Source organism: Microbulbifer maximicatervae (SeqCode), from assembly GCF_052466985.1.
In genome coordinates this window covers 3,060,976-3,083,108 of record NZ_CP174298.1, presented here as the reverse complement: position 1 = coordinate 3,083,108, position 22,133 = coordinate 3,060,976, and the positions used below count along the sequence as shown (strand labels likewise).

Annotated in this window: 20 protein-coding genes; 4 read left to right on the top strand and 16 right to left on the bottom strand. The window is 48.2% G+C overall.

What is annotated here, in order from left to right; all coding sequences use genetic code 11:
* The first annotated feature begins 108 nt into the window (after positions 1–108).
* Entirely contained in the window at positions 109–534 is a 426-nt protein-coding gene (locus ACJJI3_RS13655) for an ExbD/TolR family protein (RefSeq protein WP_413664360.1), read from the top strand.
* Between the two features lie 125 nt (positions 535–659).
* Here the strand turns inward: ACJJI3_RS13655 and ACJJI3_RS13650 are convergent, their stop codons facing one another.
* Positions 660–1,442, bottom strand: a complete 783-nt coding sequence (locus ACJJI3_RS13650) for a tryptophan 2,3-dioxygenase (protein WP_413664361.1) — start codon at positions 1,440–1,442, stop codon at positions 660–662.
* Between the two features lie 129 nt (positions 1,443–1,571).
* Here ACJJI3_RS13650 and ACJJI3_RS13645 point away from each other — a divergent pair, with 129 nt between their 5' ends.
* The 3 genes from ACJJI3_RS13645 to ACJJI3_RS13635 all read left to right on the top strand — a co-directional run bounded on the left by ACJJI3_RS13645 (position 1,572) and on the right by ACJJI3_RS13635 (position 4,823).
* A complete protein-coding gene (locus ACJJI3_RS13645; protein WP_444940041.1) occupies positions 1,572–2,819 on the top strand; it encodes a Zn-dependent hydrolase in 1,248 nt (415 codons plus the stop codon).
* A gap of 88 nt (positions 2,820–2,907) precedes the next feature.
* Complete coding sequence (locus ACJJI3_RS13640; RefSeq protein ID WP_444914776.1) at positions 2,908–3,828, top strand: dimethylarginine dimethylaminohydrolase family protein; 921 nt, start codon at positions 2,908–2,910, stop codon at positions 3,826–3,828.
* A 215-nt stretch (positions 3,829–4,043) separates the two neighbouring features.
* On the top strand, positions 4,044–4,823 hold the full coding sequence (locus ACJJI3_RS13635; protein WP_444926660.1) for an enoyl-CoA hydratase: 780 nt from the start codon (positions 4,044–4,046) through the stop codon (positions 4,821–4,823).
* A gap of 45 nt (positions 4,824–4,868) precedes the next feature.
* On the opposite strand, the gene glpQ is transcribed toward ACJJI3_RS13635, so the two are convergent.
* From glpQ to ACJJI3_RS13560, 15 genes are all read right to left on the bottom strand, one after another.
* Positions 4,869–5,957: a glycerophosphodiester phosphodiesterase gene (gene glpQ / locus ACJJI3_RS13630; protein ID WP_444940040.1), complete on the bottom strand. Its 1,089-nt coding sequence runs from the start codon at positions 5,955–5,957 to the stop codon at positions 4,869–4,871.
* 165 nt (positions 5,958–6,122) lie between these two features.
* Positions 6,123–6,542, bottom strand: coding sequence for a hypothetical protein (locus tag ACJJI3_RS13625; RefSeq protein WP_444940039.1), 420 nt, complete (start codon positions 6,540–6,542; stop codon positions 6,123–6,125).
* Between the two features lie 459 nt (positions 6,543–7,001).
* Complete coding sequence (locus ACJJI3_RS13620; protein WP_444940038.1) at positions 7,002–8,633, bottom strand: long-chain fatty acid--CoA ligase; 1,632 nt, start codon at positions 8,631–8,633, stop codon at positions 7,002–7,004.
* A gap of 100 nt (positions 8,634–8,733) precedes the next feature.
* Positions 8,734–10,197: a M48 family metalloprotease gene (locus tag ACJJI3_RS13615; RefSeq protein ID WP_444940037.1), complete on the bottom strand. Its 1,464-nt coding sequence runs from the start codon at positions 10,195–10,197 to the stop codon at positions 8,734–8,736.
* 30 nt (positions 10,198–10,227) lie between these two features.
* Complete coding sequence (locus ACJJI3_RS13610; protein ID WP_444940036.1) at positions 10,228–10,890, bottom strand: hypothetical protein; 663 nt, start codon at positions 10,888–10,890, stop codon at positions 10,228–10,230.
* 12 nt (positions 10,891–10,902) lie between these two features.
* Positions 10,903–11,565 (bottom strand): hypothetical protein, encoded by a 663-nt coding sequence (locus ACJJI3_RS13605; RefSeq protein ID WP_282934292.1) that lies wholly within the window; start codon positions 11,563–11,565, stop codon positions 10,903–10,905.
* A gap of 23 nt (positions 11,566–11,588) precedes the next feature.
* Complete coding sequence (locus tag ACJJI3_RS13600) at positions 11,589–12,593, bottom strand: VWA domain-containing protein (RefSeq protein WP_413664370.1); 1,005 nt, start codon at positions 12,591–12,593, stop codon at positions 11,589–11,591.
* A complete protein-coding gene (locus ACJJI3_RS13595; RefSeq protein ID WP_282934290.1) occupies positions 12,590–13,672 on the bottom strand; it encodes a vWA domain-containing protein in 1,083 nt (360 codons plus the stop codon). The genes ACJJI3_RS13600 and ACJJI3_RS13595 overlap by 4 nt, the downstream gene beginning before the upstream one ends.
* Positions 13,662–14,966, bottom strand: a complete 1,305-nt coding sequence (locus ACJJI3_RS13590) for a hypothetical protein (RefSeq protein ID WP_444940035.1) — start codon at positions 14,964–14,966, stop codon at positions 13,662–13,664. The genes ACJJI3_RS13595 and ACJJI3_RS13590 overlap by 11 nt, the downstream gene beginning before the upstream one ends.
* 38 nt (positions 14,967–15,004) lie before the next feature.
* Positions 15,005–15,799 carry a MotA/TolQ/ExbB proton channel family protein gene (locus tag ACJJI3_RS13585; protein WP_282934287.1) on the bottom strand — a complete coding sequence of 265 codons (795 nt, stop codon included), beginning with the start codon at positions 15,797–15,799 and terminating at the stop codon, positions 15,005–15,007.
* Between the two features lie 24 nt (positions 15,800–15,823).
* Complete coding sequence (locus ACJJI3_RS13580) at positions 15,824–16,033, bottom strand: hypothetical protein (protein ID WP_413664372.1); 210 nt, start codon at positions 16,031–16,033, stop codon at positions 15,824–15,826.
* A 9-nt stretch (positions 16,034–16,042) separates the two neighbouring features.
* Positions 16,043–18,133 carry a PEGA domain-containing protein gene (locus ACJJI3_RS13575; RefSeq protein ID WP_444940034.1) on the bottom strand — a complete coding sequence of 697 codons (2,091 nt, stop codon included), beginning with the start codon at positions 18,131–18,133 and terminating at the stop codon, positions 16,043–16,045.
* 273 nt (positions 18,134–18,406) lie between these two features.
* Positions 18,407–19,963, bottom strand: a complete 1,557-nt coding sequence (locus ACJJI3_RS13570) for a tetratricopeptide repeat protein (RefSeq protein ID WP_444940033.1) — start codon at positions 19,961–19,963, stop codon at positions 18,407–18,409.
* 102 nt (positions 19,964–20,065) lie between these two features.
* On the bottom strand, positions 20,066–21,286 hold the full coding sequence (locus ACJJI3_RS13565) for a hypothetical protein (protein ID WP_444892784.1): 1,221 nt from the start codon (positions 21,284–21,286) through the stop codon (positions 20,066–20,068).
* A gap of 17 nt (positions 21,287–21,303) precedes the next feature.
* Positions 21,304–22,095, bottom strand: a complete 792-nt coding sequence (locus ACJJI3_RS13560) for a hypothetical protein (RefSeq protein WP_444940032.1) — start codon at positions 22,093–22,095, stop codon at positions 21,304–21,306.
* Positions 22,096–22,133: the final 38 nt, after the last annotated feature.

Genomic DNA, 22,133 nt, shown 5'->3' with positions numbered 1-22,133 from the left:
TCTGTTATCGCTCGCACTTGCAATGCTTGCGAAATCGCGGCAATCTTGCCCACCAGATTAGACCGGTCAATCCGGCACCCCTGATATTTGAAAATTGCACGGTGTTTTATGAGTAGACGACGCGGAAAGGCCGTAGAAGAAGAAAAGGCAGATATCGACCTGACGCCCATGTTGGACGTTGTGTTTATCATGTTGATCTTCTTTATCGTGACTGCTTCATTTGTTAAAGAGAAGGCGCTGGATGTGAATGTGCCTGATCCGAATGAGACCAGCAATGCTGAGCCAGATCCTACCAAGCAGAATATTCTGTTGATGGTTAGCGCAAATGATGAAATCACCATGGCGGATGGCAGCCGTATTGACAGCCGTGCTGTACGGGCCCGTATCGCCCAGATGTATGCGGAGAACCCGCAGGCAATGGTGATTGTGCGTGCACACAACAAGTCTAGTGCGGATACTTATGTACAGATTGCGGATGCCGCGAAGGAAGTGAGCCTGGGTATTCAGGTCTCCCTGGTACCTTACGAGGACTAAGTTCCCGGTGAGTTACCCGCGCTTAAAAAGCCAGCATATTGCTGGCTTTTTTCATTTGTGAATTATGGTTTTGAACTGGTCACAAATTGAGGGGTACTTAAGTACCCCTCAAATGAAATCCGGTATCAGAATTCTGAACGAATTGCCCAGAGGTCAGGGAAAACCGGTCTAAATAGGGTTCCCTGTAAATAACCTACCCCGCTCGATCCACCAGTCCCCATTTTCCTGCCAATTGTTCGCTCGACCATTTTTACATGTCGGTAACGCCACTGTTGTAACGAAGTATCGATGTCGACCAAAGCCTCACAGATTTCACTTACCAGTGGATCATTGCGATAGATATCGATCAGTATTTTCTGGACGGCTGAAGAAGGCTCCGCAACTTGGCTAAAATCCCTTTCAAGCTCATTAGCGGGTACCTTATGCCCCTCGTGAACCAAAAAGTTTAGGAAAGCATCCCAAAGGGTCGGCGCCTCAAGGCGCTTCATCAAGCGCTGGTAGTGCTCTGAGCCAGGGGTATAGTTTTCCAATTTTTTCGGGTCCTTGGCTCCGTAAAGAAATTCCAACTCGCGAAACTGGTACGACTGAAAACCACTGGCTGTGGATAGTCGATCGCGGAAAGACATAAACTCCAGTGGGGTGAGGGTTTCCAGGATATCGACCTGTTGAATCAAAGTGCGATAAATCGTGTCGACACGTTTAAGTGTATGCAAAGCGCGATTGCGTTCCCCTGCGTTGAACAGTCGCACCAGGAAATCCAGTTCATGCAACATTTGCTTGAACCAGAGCTCGTAGCTTTGATGAATAGTAATGAAAAGTAGTTCGTCGTGCTCGGGACCATCGGAAAGGGGTTTCTGGCACTGCAAAAGCTCATCTACTTTTAGGTAAGAGCTATAAGTTATTGTCATAGTCAGCTGCTTCCTGAGTGTGTTTTGACCAGTTACAAAATAATGCTCTCTTTAGCCGGTGTGGATCAAAACAAAAATTACGGCAAAGTGATTTATATTGGACCCATTATAAAGCCCGGAGCTCTTTGAATGGAAAACCCAGCGCAAAACCTACGTGTCAATGGCTCTCGCCTTTGGGATAGCCTGATGGAAATTGCTGAGATAGGCGCGACCCCAGCGGGCGGATGCAATCGACAAGCCCTGACAGATGAAGACCGTGAAGGGCGCGACCTTTTCGTGCGCTGGTGCCGAGATATAGGCTGTGAGGTCAGAGTGGACCAGATGGGCAACATTTTTGCCCGCCGACCGGGAGCAGATAACAGCTTGCCTGCGGTAGTGACTGGTTCTCATTTGGATACCCAGCCCACAGGTGGCAAATTTGACGGTGTATATGGCGTACTTGCCGGCCTGGAAGTTCTTCGCACTCTAGAGGATCAGGGTATCAGGACCAAGGCCCCATTAGAGGTGGTTGTATGGACTAATGAAGAGGGTGCGCGCTTCTCTCCTGCAATGGTGGGCTCCGGAGTTTGGGCTGGTGAATTTAGCTTGGAGTATGGGCACAGCCGCGCGGATAAATCGGGCATCACCATCGGTGAAGAGTTGGAGCGGATCGGTTATCTCGGTACTGAGCCCGCTCAGCCGAGGGCTATTAAGGCTTCATTTGAAGCGCATATCGAGCAGGGCCCGATCCTCGAAAAACAGGATCAGGTAATTGGTGTTGTCACCGGTGTACAGGGTATTCGCTGGTATGACGTAACTTTTTACGGAACGCCTTGCCATGCGGGTCCAACTCCGATGGAGGACCGCCGCGATCCGGTCCAAGCAATGTCTATTCTGTGCGAGCGTATGTATCGCGAAGTCCGGGAGTATTCAGAAGATGCGCGCATGACCTGTGGGGATTTAAGGGCGGCGCCGGGCAGCCGAAATACAGTTCCTGAAGAGGTTGTGCTGGCGCTGGACCTCCGTCACCCGTTACCTGAAGGGTTAAACCATCTGCATAAAGCCTTGTATAGGGCGGCTGAAAAAGTACAGGAAGAGACAGGTACCAGAGTCGATATTCGGGAAGAGTGGTATTCACCTCCCGTCGCCTTTGATAAGCATTGCATTGATTCGGTTAGCAGTGCTGTGCAGACCTTGGGATATAGCAATCGCAAGATGGTTTCAGGTGCTGGGCACGATTCCGTATATGTTTCCCGAGTCGCCCCTGTCTCTATGATCTTTGTGCCCTGTGAAGGAGGACTGTCGCACAATGAAGCAGAATCGGCGGAGCCGGATCATCTTGAGGCGGGTTGTAATGTGTTGCTCCACGCAATGCTAAACAGTGCGGAGCAGGCTTAAGTAGCGGTAAAACAAGTGCTTCTGTCAACTGTCGGCGTTGCACTGTCTTTGTTTTGGCATAGTTGATAACAAGTTGGAATTTAGGCGAATGAGTAATTTTACTTTGAAGCACCGTCAGGATAACGGCGGTACGGCACCCCTGAGTGAGTGGGGGATGGATTCGGAATACGGTGTACTGCGGGATGTTTTGATTGGGCCTGTGGATAACTTCAGTTGGCGCACTGGTAACGCGAGCGCACGACGTGCTGAGCGCCTCGGAATGAAGTTTGATCATAAGGTGGCAGTGGCACAGCATGGAGAGATGCTCGATGCCTACCGCCACGCCGGAGTGAATACGCACCTAATTCCAGCGGACAGCACATTGCCCTACCAAATTTACGGTCGCGACTCTTCGGTAATGACCCCTTGGGGGCCTATCGTGACACAGATGTTCAGCCCTTGGCGCCGTGGTGAGTGGGCGCCCATAGTGAAAAAATATGCAGAGCTGGATATCCCTATTTACGACATTATCACCGCAGGCTCTCTGGAGGGCGGTGATTTTATGGTGTTAGAGCCCGGTGTCATTCTGTGTGGCTACTCCGGCGAACGCACCAGCCCGCAAGGGTTTGAGCAGATGAAAAGTTGGGTAGAAAAAGAGGGCTGGGAAGTTAAAGGCTACCAGTTCGATCCATTCTTCCTGCATATTGATGTGATGGTAGCCATGCTCGCGGAAAAGCTGGCAGCAATTTGCGTTGATGCCGTTGAGCCGGAGCTGGTGCAGTGGTTTAAAAGCCGAAATATAGAGATTATCGATATTCCCTTCCCGCAGGTATTGGAGCTTGGAGTGAATGTCGTTGCCCTGGGGAATGATCGAGTGATGCTGCCTAAGGCCAATACCGGACTGGCGGAGAAGTGTCGCGCACATGGTTTGGAAGTTATCGACCCGGATATTTCTATGATCACTCCGGGGGGCGGTGGCGTTCATTGTATGTGCCAACCTCTGCGCCGGGATTCAGCCAATAAAGTTTGATTACTGTTGCTGGTTACCTAGAGGGCCCGGTCACTGGTGACCGGGTTAATCCCGTCAACGAAAGTGGTTGATTAGGAACTCGAACCTCTGGGAGTAGCGGTTAATATGAATCTCCTAAATAGATGGCCTACAGCGGATTAAAAGTGGCTTCCGTTGGGGTTCCATAATTAGGCTACTGAGAGTAGCCCAATCTACTTCTTACCCCGGAGAACAATATGCAAAGCGAATGCGCTGAAATTCAGGCTCAGCTTAAGGACCGCATCCTCGAGATTACGATTAATCGACCCGGGCGCAAAAATGCTCTGACTATGGCCATGTATACCGCGATGGCAGGGTTATTGAATAGCGCAGCTACAAACCCGGATGTTCGCGTCGCGATTATTACCGGTGCTGAGGGCATATTCACCAGTGGTAACGACCTGACAGATTTCCTGGGCGGCTCTGCCGAAGGGGAGGAGTCTCCGGTTTTCCAGTTTATGAGTGCTCTTTACCACTTCCCCAAGCCGGTAGTTGCAGCCGTTAATGGCCCTGCAGTAGGTATTGGTACAACCATGCTGTTGCATTGCGACCTGTCTTTTGCTGGAGACGACGCCATGTTCCAGATGCCATTTGTGGACCTGGGGCTGTGTCCAGAGTATGGCTCCAGCTACTTGTTGCCCAGGATCGCCGGCCATGCCAAAGCTTCTGAACTGTTATTGTTGAGCAAGCGTTTTAGTGCTCAGGAAGCCGTTGAGATTGGTATCTGTAATGCCGCAGTGGCGCCAGAACAGGCCATTGTTCGCGCACGTGAAGCTGCAGCTGAGTTAGCGAGGAAAGCTCCGGCTGCCCTCCGTTTAACTAAACAGCTTTTGCGCAGAGCAACTCTAGAGAAAGGGTTAGAGTTTATTCAAGACGAAGGCCGTTACTTTAAGGAGCGCCTCGCCTCTGATGAGTTTAAAGAGGCTGCTATGGCCTTTATGGAGAAGAGACCAGCGGACTTCTCCAAGTTTGATTAAGTAAAAAAAGGCCGCACTATGCGGCCTTTTTTCTGATTTCATTTTTTAACGATCCCTATGTCCCCGGGAAAGATAGTTAACGGCTCTGTCGGGGTGGTCGGTAAAGAGACCGTCAATGCGCAGCTGATATACAGCGAAATGCAGGAAGTCCTCGAAGCTTTCAAATTCTTCGGGAACCTTGCCTGTATCCGCGCGGAAGGTATAGGGGTGAACTTCTAGCTGTCTGCGGTGTGCCCGGCGGACAACACTGTTAGCTCTTGGTTGGCCATCCGTTACTTCCATTAACATAGGATACCAGGGGCCAATCCCATCTGCGTAGGTGGCGATTTTGCGCAAGCCCCCCTGTTGCAGCATCCAGTCATAATTGTACTTTTCAATTTCTCCATTCACTTCGACCAATTTTTCCCCCCAGTCGGTAGCGGCGATCAATTGAACTAATGATAGATCCATCCCCATGGAGGGCATCAGCTCAAATTTAACTCGCTGGAGCTCTTCTGCGTCAAAGCATTGGAAAAAAACTTTGTGATCGCGATCGGTATAGCCGTATTTCTTGAGTGATTGCAAGGCTATAGAGGCAATATCTTTTCCTTCCCAGTGATGGAAGTAGGGTTTTTTAATCTCCGGGTAGATGCCAATATCGTAGCCCAGGGATCGGTTAAGCCCCTGGATCAATTCCAGTTCTTCCTCAAAGGTGGACAGCTTAAAGCTAGATTTCCATATTGGAAATCTTTCAGGGTATTTTGCTTGAAGTCCATCCTCACTATCTATGAAGGGCTCTGATACCTGAAGCTGCTTAAGTTCGCTCAGGGTAAAATCGATAGTGTAAAAGTGACCATCATCGCGAGCGCGCTGGGGAAAAACGTCGGCGACATTAGTTACACTATCTAGATAAATATCGTGCATTACGATCAAGTGATCATCTTTGCTGAGTACCAAGTCTTGCTCGATATAGTCTGGACGCATACCGTAAGCTAGCGCTTTGGATTCGAGGGTGTGTTCAGGTAGGTAGGCAGAGGCACCTCTATGAGCTACCACAATAGTTTGTTTATTTCTCTGATCAAAGTTGTCCGCGCAGGTTAGTGTTGCGGCTACAGAAAAGCCAATCAACACTACTGATAGAAGGTTTTTTAACATGTGATAAAGGCCCGTGATGAATTGTGGGGCACTTTCTAGCAGAGAAATATGACAGGGATATAACTGAATACGAGAGCCCCGTCGGGGCGAGGCTTTCGCAGAGCGAGCGTAGAGCTATTCAGCGCGGCTTCGTCTATCTGATAGGCATTATGAACCCTGGACACTCTAATTTCTTCTCTCTTGAAGCTTGGCTTTGAAGGCTGCTCGATTTTCTTCTTGAAGTTTTTTGAACTCTGCTAATTGTTGATCCGTCAGTACGGTGGACATTTCACTGAGCGTAGATTTTCTGATAGCGGCCATTTCTTTGCCTAACTGGCGCTTCTCACGAAAGCTCATCTTTTGGATAGCGCCAGAGGGACTTTCTATGTTAACGCCGTATTTTGCAAGCACTTGGCGGCGTTGTTCATTGGCTGATTCCAGGATTGGCTTTATTTTTTCTACCTGCTCATCAGAGAGGTTAAGCTTGGCTTTAGTTGCCTCTAAGCGCTCCGCAAGTTGTGCGGCATGGTCATTATCTGCCCAAGCTAGGGTATTTGCAGAAATGGTAATTATTGCAGCGATTACCAAACTGAATAATTTCTTCATTGTGACTTCCTCGTTAATGAGTAAATGCTGTTGCTGTGAGGAGTATGATAATGGCTAGATTGTAAGCCAGTGCCATCCAACGCAAGGAAGTGTAAATTCCCTATTCCCTCTCACATGGACTGAGATATTCCAGGATATCCACAGTCAGATACTTCTACTCAAGATAATTCTAGACAATTCTGGTTGGCTAGTGCGCCTAGGTAAGTCAATAGAAGATAAACCGATATCCAGTCAGCCCGGAAACCATGAATCGATAAGGGTTAATAGTCAGCAAGCAAAGATTGTCGCCTACAGAGGAACCGCTGGTTTAGGTATTAACAGGAAGTTAAGCATTCTAAAACGGCGCTATTTCAGCACCGTCAAAATTTAATCAAGACTTGAGGCAGGTAAAATTGCGTTATTACAGTGCAACGCTTTGCTATGCCGCGATGATGCCTGCCAAAAGCGTCTTAATCCCCTTCACACAGTGGCTTCGTGAGACCATAGATAGTCGGCATAGATTTCTCGAAGGTCTTTTTTGCTGACTTTGCCTGTAGCCGTATGGGGGATTTCCTTGGCAATGACACAGTCATCGGGAATCCACCAGTTGGCAAAATGCCCTTTAAAGGATGCCAGAATCTCCTCAGTTTTTAGTGTTTTGCTTTCAGCGGGAACAATGATCAGGAGAGGCCGCTCAGCCCACTTTTCATGGGCAACCCCAATAACAGCGGCTTCGGCTACTCCCGCCTGTGTCATAGCAAAATTCTCCAGCTCAATAGAGGAAATCCACTCGCCGCCGGACTTGATAACATCCTTAGTGCGATCAGTGATTGTCAGGTAGCCGTCAGCATCGATCGTGGCAACGTCACCAGTATCAAACCAGCCGTCTTCGGTAAGTGCTGACTCTTTGGATTGGTAGTAGCGCTCACAGACCCAGGGACCACGCACTTGAAGGGCTCCAAAAGCCAGCCCGTCTTGTGCCAAGGTATTTCCCTCGGGGTCTACAATACGCATCTCGACCCCAAAGCCCGCTCGGCCCTGCTTGAGCCTGAGGGCCTGTGCTTCGTCTTTAGAGAGGTTCTCAGGTATGCGGGCATTGTAGGTTCCCAGCGGGCTCATTTCAGTCATGCCCCAGGCGTGATGGGTATATACCCCATGCTTTTGCTCGAATTCCTCCATAATACTCCAGGGGCAAGCCGATCCACCCACGACTACTCGATTCAAGCTGGGTAGGGTCTCTTCACTTTCCCGCAGGTACTTGAGCAGGGCGAGCCAAACGGTTGGAACGCCGGCAGCGATAGTAACGGCTTCCTTTTGAATTAATTGACTGAGCGTTTCTCCACACCCCATTTTGGGGCCAGGTAACACGAGTTTTGCTCCAACAGCCGGTGCCGCATAGGGTATTGACCAGGCGTTGACGTGAAACATGGGAACAACAGGCAATATGGCTTCGTCCCTTCTAATCGCAAAGACATCTGGCATCAATACGCCGTAGGTATGCAGCATCAGAGAGCGATGGGAATAAAGCACCCCTTTGGGATTGCCTGTTGTGCCTGATGTATAACAGAGTGCTGCTGCACTCTCTTCCTCTAATTCAGGCCATTGAAACTCAGTGGGCTCTGCTGCAATCAATGTTTCATAGCAGTAAACATTGCTCAGGCTTGTGGCGGGCATATGTGCTTTATCAGTTAGCACAATGATGCCTTCAATCGAATCTAGATATTCTGCCAGAGATTCGATTAGGGGCATAAATAGTGGATCAATAAACAGCCATCGATCTGCGGCATGCTCAATAATGTAAGATATTTGCTCAGGGAAAAGCCGGGGGTTAATGGTATGGCAAACGAGCCCGCTGCAAGAAGTTGCGTAGTAGAGTTCAAAATGCCGGTGATCGTTCCAGGCAAGAGTACCAATTCGATCTTCATCATTGGCTCCAAGCTTTTGTAGTGCATTTGCCAATTGCGAGACTCGCTCAAAAGCTTGTTGATAGCTATAACGAAAATCGGGGTTATCCAAGGTAACTGAAACAATCTCACTATCCGGTGAGTTGCTTAGAGCATGCTTCATAATACCGGTGAGGATGAGCTGGGATTGCATCATCATGCCATTCATCACTTACTCCTTATTATTATCTTTTATTTTCAGATAGACACTAACCCTCCAAAATTTTGGGGGGTGATAGAAAAAGGATTAGGGGCTGATTCTTATAAAATTATTGAACGATCTTTATCCATTCTCCGGGCTTGGGTTCTCCTCGGGGATAATAACCATTTAAGAGGCGTAATTGCTCCTCTGCATATTCGCCGATTTCCATATGTTTTGCCAGGGAGGCAAAAGTAGTTTTTTCATTGGCCTGGACGTAGCGCAAGCGTTTGATGTCCTTCTCTTCTACAATGTCAGTTTGTCGTAGCGGCCTGAAGCTTCTAATGCTGGTCAGGAATAAATTGTCATATTTATCAATAGCTTCTGGATCTGAGTCTTCATCATTTGTGACTTTTCCCTGCAGTACAAATTGTCTGCTACCATAAAAAATTACCGCAATTCTGTCTGGATCTGCATCCTCTTTTTCAAGCGGTGGAATTTTTCCGGTATGACCTTCAAGTCGATATTGATTGAGTTTCTCCCCTTTTTCCAGTTGTCGTAGATCGAACTCTGAGCGCAGAGCCATATCAGCGGGCTGGTTGCCATCGCGTTGGGTAACTGTAATGGTAATTTGTGCACTTTTATCAGGTGCAGAGCCGACAATGGCTGAACGTTGATTTTCTACCAACCAGCCATCGGGAAATAAAAGGGAGAAACCCAGCCGTTTATGGTTGTAGCGATTTTTAGTGGACTGCTGTGTGTTTTGTCCATACACAAGGCCATCTGTTTTTTCCCGATAGTATTCTACTTTGGTTTCTTTGTTATCTTCGGGAAGCTGGCCCGCAGCGTTTACAACTTCCTGTAGGCGAAGGTCATTTCTCGGGTGAGATGCAAAAACACCATGGTAAGTTTGCGGTTTCTTGCCCTCAATACGGGCACGGCGCCGGGCAAATGTCTCCTGATCCTTTAATAGCCCAATAACATTGATCATGGCCTGGGGATCATAACCAGCGTTGAACATATACTGGGCGCCGAAGCGATCCGCTTCCAGTTCCATCTCGCGGCCGTAGCCCTTCACAGCAGCGGTGCTATATAAGTTTGCAACATCTCCGACTACACCACTGCCGGTAACCAAAACTGACAATACTGATACAACGCTGGCTCCGGTCGCAGCTGTTTTTTGCCTTACCGCATGGCGGGCGGTGATATGGCCAATCTCATGAGCTAGTACAGCGGCCATTTCAGCTTCTGAGTGCAGGTAAGTTAGAAGGCCTCGGTTGATGTAGATATACCCACCAGGAAGGGCAAATGCGTTGATATCCTGGCTGTCGATGATCGTAAATTGGTACTTGATATCCGGTCTGTCGCTGGCGGCGGCCACTTTTTGGCCGACATGATTGACATAAGCGGTTAGGACTGGGTCTTTATAGATTGGAGTACTCTCTATCAGTTTTTCATGCATCTCTTTACCGATAGAGATTTCCTTGTCCTCTGACATTAGAACCAGGTCAGGCTTATTGGTGGCAGGGTTAAATGCACAGCCTGTACTGAGTATTAGGATAGCGCTGGCAAAAGCACGCTCGATAAATTTCATTACCCCTGGCCTCCCGTAGCGTCTTAATTTTTATGAACTGGGTGTTACTGCTGGCATCAAGAATTGTTGGAGCTGCAGCGCCATTCCTTTACAGGCATTATTCTGGACCCTGGCGATTAGTGGTATTGGAACCACGATCGCGGGCATATAGGAGGTTCCTTTGGCATCTGCACTAAGTTTCCCAGATAGTTCGCGGTCCCTGAAATCCCATACTGCCGCTTCGTAGTCAGATTCTTTATCCCAGGTCCCAAAGCCAAAGCACCCTGCACCGCCGGTACTGATGGTACAGCTGATAGAGCCGGCACTGGCTGTGGTCTCTGTTGAACCATCAATCCAGACGATGTACTTCACTCCATAGTTTTCCATTCGCTCACGCACACTTTCATTTTCCATCAGGCGATCTAGGGAGCGAACATGCATAGGTGCTGTCCTGGGTTCAAACCAGGGGTACATAAGATCGACAAAGTCTTGCTCTGGAATAATGTTTACACCTAACTCAGGGTTGTGTAGTTCTCTACCAACACAGGCAATTAAATCGGGCTCTGTTTCATATTCACTGGAGTGACGGCGGCCCAGGATGACGACGGAATCTCCTTCGGCAAGCTCACCATCGGAGCGTCGATACTCATCAATTACGACAGTGGTACAACCGCTAATAAAGATTATCGCTGCAACTAGAAGTGGCTTGAACACGATTTACTCCTCTTATTCAGCCTTTTTGGCTTTCACCTTGATTTCTCTCAGTGATAGCGATCGGCGTTTCCCAGAGAGAAAGGCCTGTAGTTCAGGAACTTTCCCAAACCCGGTATAGAGATTTGCTCCGGCATCGCGCAGGGCGATATTTATCGCCTGAGTTAATGCCTGTTCCTGGGATTGTAAAAATGCGGTAGGGGTTTTTCCGTAAGCGGTTATTACCCAGTTAGCAACCTGTCCGCCACTGGGGTCAAATGCGGTCATGTTGTATTTAATCCATACCTCAAAAATATTGACCCTTGTCTCCCTGGGCATTGTGAACTGCAGCTCTCGCACTTCTGGAACTATCACCAGTTCGACATTGGCGGGGACTTCTTGTGGATAGCTAGATAGAGATACGGTATCGGTAAACATGGAACCCAATACTGTTTCAAACAGATTTTTTTGTGCTCTGCCTGTGCTTATATTCCATTCTTCACGATCTTCACTGTCTTCTTTATAAGTGAAACTTTTAAAGTCCTCACTGAGGTAGAAGCCTACTGTTATTGGCAATTGATCGCCTATTGGGGCTGGGTAATTGCCATCCACCTGTACTGTATGACTGCAAGCACCCAGGAAGAAACTTACAAGAATAAGTACCTTTAGGTGTCCAAAGGAAGTCGACCTATACCTCATATGTTCCTCCTTGAATCATTTAACTAGCGAAAGTCATTCAACCCCACGAAAGTGCCGCCATTTCGATAGGTGAGTTCGCGCATAAGGGCCGCAAAGCGCAGTCCTGTGGTTTGTAGGTGTGGAGGGCGAGAGAACTGTACAGGGAATCCTACTGCATGGATTCTGATATTTCGTTTTCCCTCACCGTGCTTAGCATTTACCCGTTCGACAGCTAACATAACCCTGCGGATTGATTTTCCGGTAAATTCGTCACCAAGCACATAAATACTGATTTTCTTACTGGGATCATAAAAGCTGCGGACAGCTTTCTGGATACCTTCAACAGGGCTGGAGTTACTAAAAGGATTCCAGGACTTCAACCGCTTTAGTATCGCTTGGCGGCGCCCAGGGGTATCTGGTATCCACTTGTTTCGATAATTGAAGAACATATAGTCCCCCATATCATTCATGACCTGGATACCTTTAACATTGGGATAAAGGTCTAGAGTATTGACCATCTCCGCCATCATTCGGTCCCAGCCGTAATTAAACATACTGCCGGAGGTGTCGATAATGAAGAGAATGTATTCGCTGTCGACAGGGATTCCGCCAATAACATTGTTTTTACGCTGGTAGTTCTCGCCCAGTAGGCGACGCATTTCATCAGTGATGGATTGTAGTGCAATGGTCAGCTCACCTTTGAGTTTGCCATCCTCACTTTGCCCTTCGGTTTTACTGGCAAATTCCGCTTGAAGTGCTTCCAATTCACCGCGCAGGTTGGCAATTCTCTTGCGCTCGATATCGATTTGTTCTCGCTTGGAATTTAGGTCCCGGTTGATAACTGTGGTCTCACCACGGATTTCTGCCAGTTGTTGCTGTAGTTCCAATACCTGCCCTTCGAGGTCTACTTCAGCTTCTTCTAATACAATCGGTTCTGCAGTCTTGGCGATCATCAGCAGCAAAACAATTGCGCCAAATCCGCAGCAGATAACATCCAGGAAGGAAATGCTGAACTCCTCCTGGCGACGCTTTTTTTGTGCTCCTATCATGGCCAGTCCCTCGAAGGTGCAAGGAAAGAGCCTTTGCTTTGCATCGCCAGCTTCCAAAATTCACTAGCCGCAAATGGGTCCCCCTCCATAGGGGCAAGAATGACATTGATGGGGATATTCTTGGGGAGCACTTTAACCGCGCGCTTGAATAGACTGCGCCTGTCTCTACCCGAAATAGTGGGTTTTCTGGGCGCACTCATCCCTTGGGTCGGTAACCCATCGGTAATGAGAATAATGTTGTCGGGCAGTGGCGTCATAGCGTTAATAGCGTTAAATACTCTCTCTAGACTGGTACCATTTTCCGGCACTACTTCATCTAGCCCCTTGATAGCCTGGTCCAACTGGTCGCGGTCATCCACATTGAGCCAGCGATCTTCTGTACCGGCTATTGCGGCACGAAAAGAGGTATTAAAAGTATAGATCTGGTATTGGCTATCCCTGGGAAACTGAGCAGTAAGCCAGGAGACTGTGCTGACGGCCCTGCGCCATTTTTCAGTTTTGCGTTTTACCGGTGAAGACATGTTACGGGCGCGTATTATTTTAATAAGCTCGTCGCCGAGCATAGACGCCGATGAATCTAATAGTATCAGGATGCGATTACCGCCTAGGCGCAGGCCGGTGAGGTATTGACGATCTCCATCACCGACAAATTTGCGAACGTTATTTCCCAGCTTTTTATTTTCTTCCTCAAGGTTCTTTTTCGCCTGCTCCAGTTTTTTGAGTTTATCTTGTAGCCTCTTGATATCCTCTTCTTCATCGATACTGTCGATTTCAGCGATATTGCCTTTGGTTTCCTCTATTTGCTCCAAAATGCGTCTGGCAAGCCCTTGAGCCTCAACCAGTTCATCACTAACGACATCCAGAGTATTTCTGGCTTGAACTAAGTGTTCCTGTCCAAATTCCACCTCCTCTTCCAGAAGGTTCACCTCGGCAGTGAGATCTTCAGTCTCTACTTCAACTTGGTGATCGGAGCCGTGTTTGATAATAAGAAAAATTAACGCTACTGCCCCAAAACCACAGGACATGATATCGAGGAAGGACAGGCTAAATGTGGAAAAACGACGCTTTTTACGCCCCATATCGCTCCACGCTAATCGCAGTTATCACATCTTGATAATCTGCAACTCCAATTGTATCGCCGGCATTGAGATTAACGGGTGACTCAATCTCTTTTCCATTAAGTGTGAGCTGAATTCCAGCATCCACCCGCAAAGCAAGTCTGCCGGCATGATTTGTGACTGTTGCGGCAGGGTGCTCCGGTGGTGTTGGGGTGACTTGAAATTTCTCGTCATGCCAGAAAACGAATAGAGGTTCCTGGGCGGCCAGTGCCTTGTGGCCAAAAAGTAAATGTGTCGCTACGGTTTCTGAGGATTTCTCTACATGCACTTTGACCTCGTTGGGGGGGAGGGCAGTGACAGAGTTGATCAGTTTCAATGTACTGCTATCACTGCGTAATTCTTTCCAGCGATGATTTATGGCATGTGCAATGGAGTCTCTTGAGAGAAGATGTACACGTTGGGCCAATTGAATTCCCCCTGGGATATCAGCCCAGCGATGGGAGATAAAGCTCACACTTTGACTTTCCTCCAGGTTTTCAATCATTACTCGTATACGAGAAAGGAGAGGGGTTGTTGCATCTTGAAGCTGCCGCAGGCTGATCTTTGCTGTTCGATCATCAAGTTCAGCTAGAACTTCTCCGTGACGCATCGCTCGATCAGTCCACTGGGGCATCAAATCATAGAGTTGCTGTTCTGATTCAGCTGAATGGAGAGGGTCAAATCGGCACTGCATAATAAATGCATCGGTAAATACGCGAGCCCAGGATTCCTGGAAGTTGTGTAGTCCTGCGTCGGCAACAGTTTCTACCGTTTTCACCGTGGCTTGCTTATCCACAGCAATCTTTGTTACCAGTGTCTGGTGGAGTTGTAGGTCGATATGCAGTTGGATTCCTGCTGGAGCCAAATTACCCAGGCACGCGGTTGCTGCATCAACAATGCCTACGATATTGATATCGCTGACTTTAATAACTCCCAGAAGTAAGGCCAGTTGTTCGTGGGTAAAATTGCCGGGAACAGCGAGAACAATTTCATCGGGAAGGTCACAGTGCTCCGCTATTTCCTGAAGGTGGCAGTAGACCAAGTCGGCATGGTGGCGGCAGCGTTGATTTTCTGACTTTAGCGACTCGAGGCTCAGTCTTCTCCAAAACTGGTTGTTAACCTGAGTCGGATGGCTCCTGGCACGCATTTGAGCTGAGGTACCAATATGAATTTTATTGTGTTCAATAACTGCAATTCCAGGACTTTCCAGTACTTCGTTAGTATTTGAAAATACACGTAATCCGCAGTCATTTATTTCCAGGACGCCTTGTCCCATGGGTTTATTCCTCGCTACGACTTATTCAGGTAAAACCGCTAGCTGATTTTCAGAAAACGCAGTAAGCGGTTGTCACAGTAACTTTGTGTATCCAACACCAGGCGCTCCTGCATGAGTTGTAGCTGGTGAGTGAAAAACATAATGACGATACTAATTACCAGGGCGATAAAGGTAGAGTTAAACGCGACCCCCAGACTTACCGTCACGCCAGCTATATCCCCCTCTACGGCTCTATGCGCCTGTGATAATGCTTCGCCAATACCTCGTACCGTGCCAATAAATCCGATAGATGGAATAGCCCAGGTAATATAGCGAACCATTGCCAGTTCAGAATCGAGTCTGTCTCCCTCAGTTTCGCAAACCTCTTTTACAGAGTTGGAAACGGCGGCGACATTCTTGGTAGAACCGAATCTCTGCAGGGCGGTGAGTAGTGCCCTGGGAACTAAATATCGTCGTTCCTCTTCAGGAAGGGCTTGTATCGGGCGGGATAAATCACGGGTATCCTCGGGAAGAATAGGAGTTCCCTCGCTGATATTAAGTAGAGCTTTGTCCAGTAATTTTCGCTCGCGAATGCTTCTCTGTGCCTTTAGTCCCATAATGGCCATTGCCCACAACATCAGAACAAAGCAGGCCTCTTGCTCATAGTCGCGCATCACAATGTAGATAGAGCGTTGTTGAACGTAGGTTTCCCCAGCGGCTTCTCTCGCCAGTTGCTCCTCAATTAGCGCATCTGCATTAGGGCGAATAATGGCGACATAAATCGCATGGACCAAAATAATAGACCCCAGAAGAGCAAAGACCTGGAAGACAAAATCTGATGATTTAAATTTCATGGCAATACTCGCTAGAAGCTATTTCTATATATCTACGGGAAAGGAAACTGATAAGTCTTCGGAGATTTCTTCCGAGGCTTTATAGTCATCTGAATTACTTTTATTCCTAGTTATTGGTGCTTCTTTTTTGGGGATTACTGCCGCTGTTTGTTGGTTCTCTTCCGGCTTGTTTTCATCTTCTGCGTACGCGAAGTTGATAAATAGAAGCAGTAAAGTAAGTAATAAAAATTTCACACTAGTCTCCTAATTCACCCAGCGGGCAAGGCGAAAGCCAATATCATTACGAGCGGATTCTCCGTAATCACGGTAGGAGAGGCGTAACTCAGTCAACCCCGAATGACGCCAACTGGAACCACGGATTACATGGAAGTCTCCATCCTCTGGACCGACAGGGTTTTCTTCGATACGTCGGGATAACCCGGTCCCTATCGTGTATAGATCGTGAATCCATTCAGAGACATTTCCACCTAAGTCATAAATACCAAAAGCATTAGGACTGTAGCTACCTACCGGTGAGGTAGCTGCGTAACGATCACTGTAGGTGCGAAGGACTGCAGGAACTAGTTTTGTGGCAGTAGTATCTGCGTAGTTTCCGGAATTGTTCTTTATTGGTAGCTCATTTCCCCAAGGGAATTTTTTCATGGTGCCTTGATCGTATCGTGCAACCCAGGCCCATTCGGCTTCAGTCGGTAAACGATAACCGTTGGCTGCGCCATCAAAGCCAACAACACGCCCGGCTTCCGTCAAATAGACCGGTGTGAGGCCGTCTCTTTCACTGAGCCAATTGCAAAATAGCACTGCCTCTACCCAACTGACATTTACAACTGGCAGATTGTCATTGTCGAGACTGACACCATTGACATGGCTTGAGGTATGCAGGCGCTTGAAACGCCGATATTCCCGGTTGGTAACTTCAGTGGCCCCAATATAGAAAGGCCGATTTAGAGATACCTGACGCATAACCTCGTTTGCCCGCCGCCCCTGTTCTCGCCGGGATGATCCCATGGTAAATACGGCGTTGGGGCGCATGAGTTTCATGGTGCCGCCAGCTGCGTGACGCAAAGTTGATGGGGTTTCTCTCCAGCGCGCTTGTTCGGATGTAAGCAGTACCGCCCTGACAGTTTGCTCCAGTTTGGTGCTGGGAATGACGCGAGTGTCAAATTCCTGGTAGCCCTGTTTGCGTACGACAATGTTATGGCTGCGAGCTGGTAGGTTAAAAGTTTGTCCACTGTTCCCGGCGTATTGACCATCAATGTAAACTTCCGCATCTGGAGGGACGCTACTGACGTGAACCCTGCCGTACACAGCATTTAGGTTTATATTCAGGTCCCGCTGTGTTCCAGCACCGAGGTCAACTGTGTGCTCAATAGAGGCGTAGCCATCCTTGAAGAAGCGAAGTCTATGCCTGTGGCCGGAGGCCAATTCCAGTTCCAGTGGGGTATGACCGCGAAACTCTCCGTTGACTGTCACTCCCGCTCCCTCTGGGGTGGTAACAACGCGTAAGAGTCCATCAGCGGGTCCCAGGCTGACGGTTGCTAGCGTTTGATCGACACCGGCTGTAACAGCGACAGGAATATCGACAGTTTTATGTTCCGGCAGTGAAATGGACACGGTTCTGTCGCCCTGAACTAATTCAGTGGTCAGTGGTGTTCTGCCGAGAACTTTTCCTTCAACCGTGACCGTGGCCCCGGGAGGGTTGCTGCTGACGGTGATATTGGCCCAGGCCGGTCGAAGTGCGGCCTCCAGTGTGTGGGTATTGTCTAGCCCCTCAACATTGATTTCACGGGTGAACGGCAAGTACCGGTCTGATAGGACAGTCACACGCATAGGACCTGCGTTGATTGCTTCCACAAGACCATTTTTATTGGGCACTTCCCGTCCATTAATAAGAATTTTTACTGGTACAGGGGGCGTTGTTTTAACCTGTAGGTGGCCTGGAAGTTTTTCCAGGGAAACGGAGTGGCGACTGTGCCCGTCACGTTTTACTTCGACTTCGCCGCTCTGGGGTAAATAGCCGTCAGCACTGATCGTGAATTGATAATTACCAGGTAAAACCAAATGTCCATCGCCCAGAGGGATGGCGAACCCACTGACTTTGATGCGGGCATCAACCGGGTTGGTATCAAAGATTAATGACCGCGCCATAATCAGATAGCTGAGTGCAAAAATAGCGAGTAAAAGGCAACCTGCGACAATCAATGCTCGCTTAGAAAGAAAGAGTCGCGCGCGGGTAGATTTTATTTGTACCGGGGTGAATCCAACTGGCTCAATCAGGCTTTGTTCCTGAACTGGCGGCTTTTCATCCTGGACAGGTACTGCTTCCTTCACTGTCATTTATGTTTCCCTATTGCTGGTACTTATAGATTTTTCGCAATGGCATTGGTTTGGCACGCATCGCTTTATGCTCAGTCAGCCTGACCAAAGGTGGGTACACATTTTTCTATCTGCAGAAAGCTTAGCTTGCTGGCGTAATCTGCATGGGGATTTATAGGGTGTTTGTCACAGAACACCTCGTTTCGCTCAGCTCAACGAGGTGTCTGTTGTCATCGCAGCTCATTACGGAAAATCTTATTTTTAGAGTTTATGCTGCTGTCTGGGTTCTCTCATTTAACTATTATTGGCACCGTTTATCCTTTCGGCACATTGGATAACAACTTCCGTTGTGGGCTTACCTGGTTTTACAACAAACTCTTGGCGAACGTCTCGGTAACCTTCTCTGGTACCAATGGCGATATAGCGCCCAGGTTTCAGCGCGATTTCTCTCTGGTCAAAATTACCTAATTTCCCTACATGGTAAATGGTGACACTGGTGGTTCGATCTGACTTGAATTTAACCGGTAAGGGGATCAGGGCTTGTGTCAGGGCATTTTCAAGATCTTCAATTTGTCTTTGTAGCCTTGGGGTTTTAGTATTGAGTTTGCGAGCATCTGTTAGTACTTGTCGGGCAAAATAGTTCCTTTTACCTTCGCCAAGGGTTAATGGATCTTGAATTAAGTCTTTTAACTGGTCATCCAGCTTTGCTCTGGCAGCAGCTCTAGCCTTGCCTGTTATTGCGTCCACCAGGCTAGAGTCCTTCTTGACCAGGTCTGTATAGCTCTTTAGGGCTCTGTGCCATTCTTCCTTGGTTTCTTCCATGCGGGCTTGTTGGAGGAGTTTTTCTATCTGTACTCTGTCAGCTTCATTTTGTGCTTGTGCTAAGCCGATATCGGGGGCTTTTGCTGTTGGCTTTAAGTTTTTTGCCCGATGAAAATAGGATTTTGCCGATTCAAATTTTTCTTCGGCAATTGCACCGTAGCCAGATGACATCGCGCTTTGATAATCCCTTTCTGTAATTGCACCCTCAACCTTTGCCAATAGATCCTGAGCATCGGATGTTTCTGAGTCGATCGCGAGAGATTTCTTGAGCTGTTCCTGAGCTAAGTCCAATTTTGCCTGTTTAAATGCCTTTGTTCCTTGAGTTAAGTGCCACCAAGCGAGGGGGAGTTTGTCGGCTCGCTCAATACCCTTAAGGCCTCTGGGATGGTTATTGGATATGGTTAATACCATCTTGAAAGCATCGTTGGCGGAATCCTTATCCCCCTGACTCAGAGCTCGATTACCTTCACTAATATGCGTTTCAATGCGCTCGGGAATACTATCTTTCAGGTACTCTAATGCCTGGAGTGATTCCCGGTATTTTTCGAGCGCTGCCATGAAATTGCGTTTGCGATAAATTTCATCAGCTTTTAGAGCCAAGTCTTCAGCAGAATAGAATTCTTCAAAAGCCCATACTTCTACCTTTCGATCTTTGAGCTCTTCTTTGATTTCAAGAATTTCCTGGAGAACCTTTTGAACCTCCCTGCGCTGCTGCATTATTTCTGCATCGCTATAGGGAGATTTTTGGTTGCTCTCCACAGCTGCGCTGTTTCCAGGCTGTGCGGAGACAATTGTATCGGCTGAACGCTTTGGTGGTTTTACAACCTGAGGAAGCCCCCAAAATACACCGACCAGTGCGCTTACCATTATCACTCCAAGAACGGCGGGCCAGTAGGACCTTTGCTCCCGTTGATGAATAGTGTTGGCAGTCGTTGACTTAGGGGATTTAGAGCTTTCCTCTCCGCCGAATGTGAATTCTGCGGGCTCTATATGAACTGTATCTTCCTTGGAGTTATCGCGGTGCTGCATAGTGATTCCGCCGTGTTATTCAATGACCCAGTGAAGATGTTGGGTATTCAGTAATAACTAATCACATTGATTAGCGTGCTTTTTGGGTACCTCTAACGTAATTTAAATGCTGTTACTGACTGCGCCAGTTTCGGCTTCATAGATTTCCTTTAAAATTTCCCGCCATTGCCGATACTGATTTTCAACAGTACCTGTGAGGGTAATAGTGCGATCTTCCAGCTCAACAATTTGCGGTTCTACCTCTGCCTCAATGGAGTCTCCTAATTCTTGCAGAGCTTCCAAATGCATCTTGGCATCGGATTTTCGGTCAAATGCACTTTTAACAAGATAGCCCCCGGCACCGATTCCAACCTGCCCAGCTGCCTGAGCGCTTCCAGTGCCAGCGCCAGCAGCTGCGATACCTCCAATAATGGCTGCTGCTCCCATAATTGTGTGATTGCGGGCTTTGCGCTTTAACTCTCGCATCTCCCTTACTTCTTCATAGCTGCGGGCTCGCCATTCCTGATAGGGAACTTCCATACTTTTGGCGAAGGTGCCGTAGTACTCCTGCAGAGTGTCGACAAACAGATAATCCCTTTCCCGTATTTTTCTTACCCTCTGCAACATGGGGTCATTCTCTGCGGGTAAAGCACTTAAAAAATAGACACCCTCAGCACTTTGAGTTAAATAGCGATTGAATGCCTGGGGAGAAAAATCCCGTGCAAACCGCATCTCAGAAATTGTGCGCAGCTCTACGATTTGCTGATTTGAAAGCTTTTGTCGGTAATTCAGCATATCGTTAGCAATACGGTTATAGATTCCCTGAAAAGCATCTCCTTCAGTAGGGTGCTTTCGGTCGTAGGCATAGTGGGAAGCGTTCTCTGAATACTGCTTGGTAAACCACAACTGTCCCCGGGAATCGGATACGGTGATTTCCACCGTCAGCTTTTCTCCATCAGATTGCAAAATACGCCCGGATACAGTCACATCAATATTGGTGCGGCTCGATGGAATAACCCTTACAGCTCCCCACCCCAGGCTGGACTGCAATGAATCGGCAAGGGTGACAGCCATATAGCGGGATTCAGCTTGACGAAGCTCGGGAAAAACAAGCTCATCTTCATCTGCTTGTGCTGTATCGAGACCTGGATTGAATTGAATAACGCCGACATCCAGCAGTCTCTCTTCGGGAACATTGTTATCTTCGATTGTTAGCGGAGTAAATGCGGTAGTTCTGACTTCGGTAGTGGTACAACCATTGATAACAACAAGAGTTAGAAAAAATGCTGCGACTCTTGTTATGAACTGATACTTAACCGGTCGGGTTTTTTGGTTGGTCGACATATCGGCGTTCTCCAAGACTACTGCGTTGCACTTTTATACTTGCGATACTCTTCCCAAAGCTTTTCGCGCAATTCGGGGTCAGTCTCGCGTGTGGCAGCTTCACGAATCTGTCGAGCTACGACGTCATCATCTGTACCACTGGGTATATCGGCGGGCACAACTGCCTGTGAACCACCGTGATTAAAATCACCTTTACGTCCAGAGGCGGGCAGTCCGGGACCGGTTATTTGTCCACTGGAGTTATTATTTTTGGGGCCGTTACCTGATGTTGGGCCTGCATTGGGGGGAGGTGGAATTTCGGCTTCTGCAGATTGAATTAAGTCTTCTAGGGATTCCCCTGCTGGTGGTGCCTCATCCATCGCCTCTTCTTTATTTTCTTCGGAGGCTGACCCCGGTCTGTTTCTTACAAAGTCGCGCTCCCGCAAAATCATGCCGTCATAGCTGACCATAGTGGATTCAAACTGGCCCTCAAGTTCTGCAACGCGATCTGCCGATGAAGTGGGAGCTTCATTGGGGGCACTACCGGAACGTGGCGAACCACCGCCGGGTTGCCCAGAAGCTGAACTGCTGGCAGGCGCGCCGCTGGCCTCTGAGTTACTACTGGATGAGCTGCTGCTAGAAGCTGAGCTACTAGATGATGCGCTGGAAGACGAAGATGATTGCTCCTCCTCAGAAAAATCAATTTCTTCGGGAGGCGTTCCATCTTCACCAGACGAAGGATCAGTAGGTTTCTCTCCATTTTGGCTGGTTTGTTCGGGATCCGTATAAATTGGTGACGATGGATCATTTGAACCGTTTGGGTCCGGCATTTGATCCCCAGGTGAACTTTGATCCCTCGACTCTGATC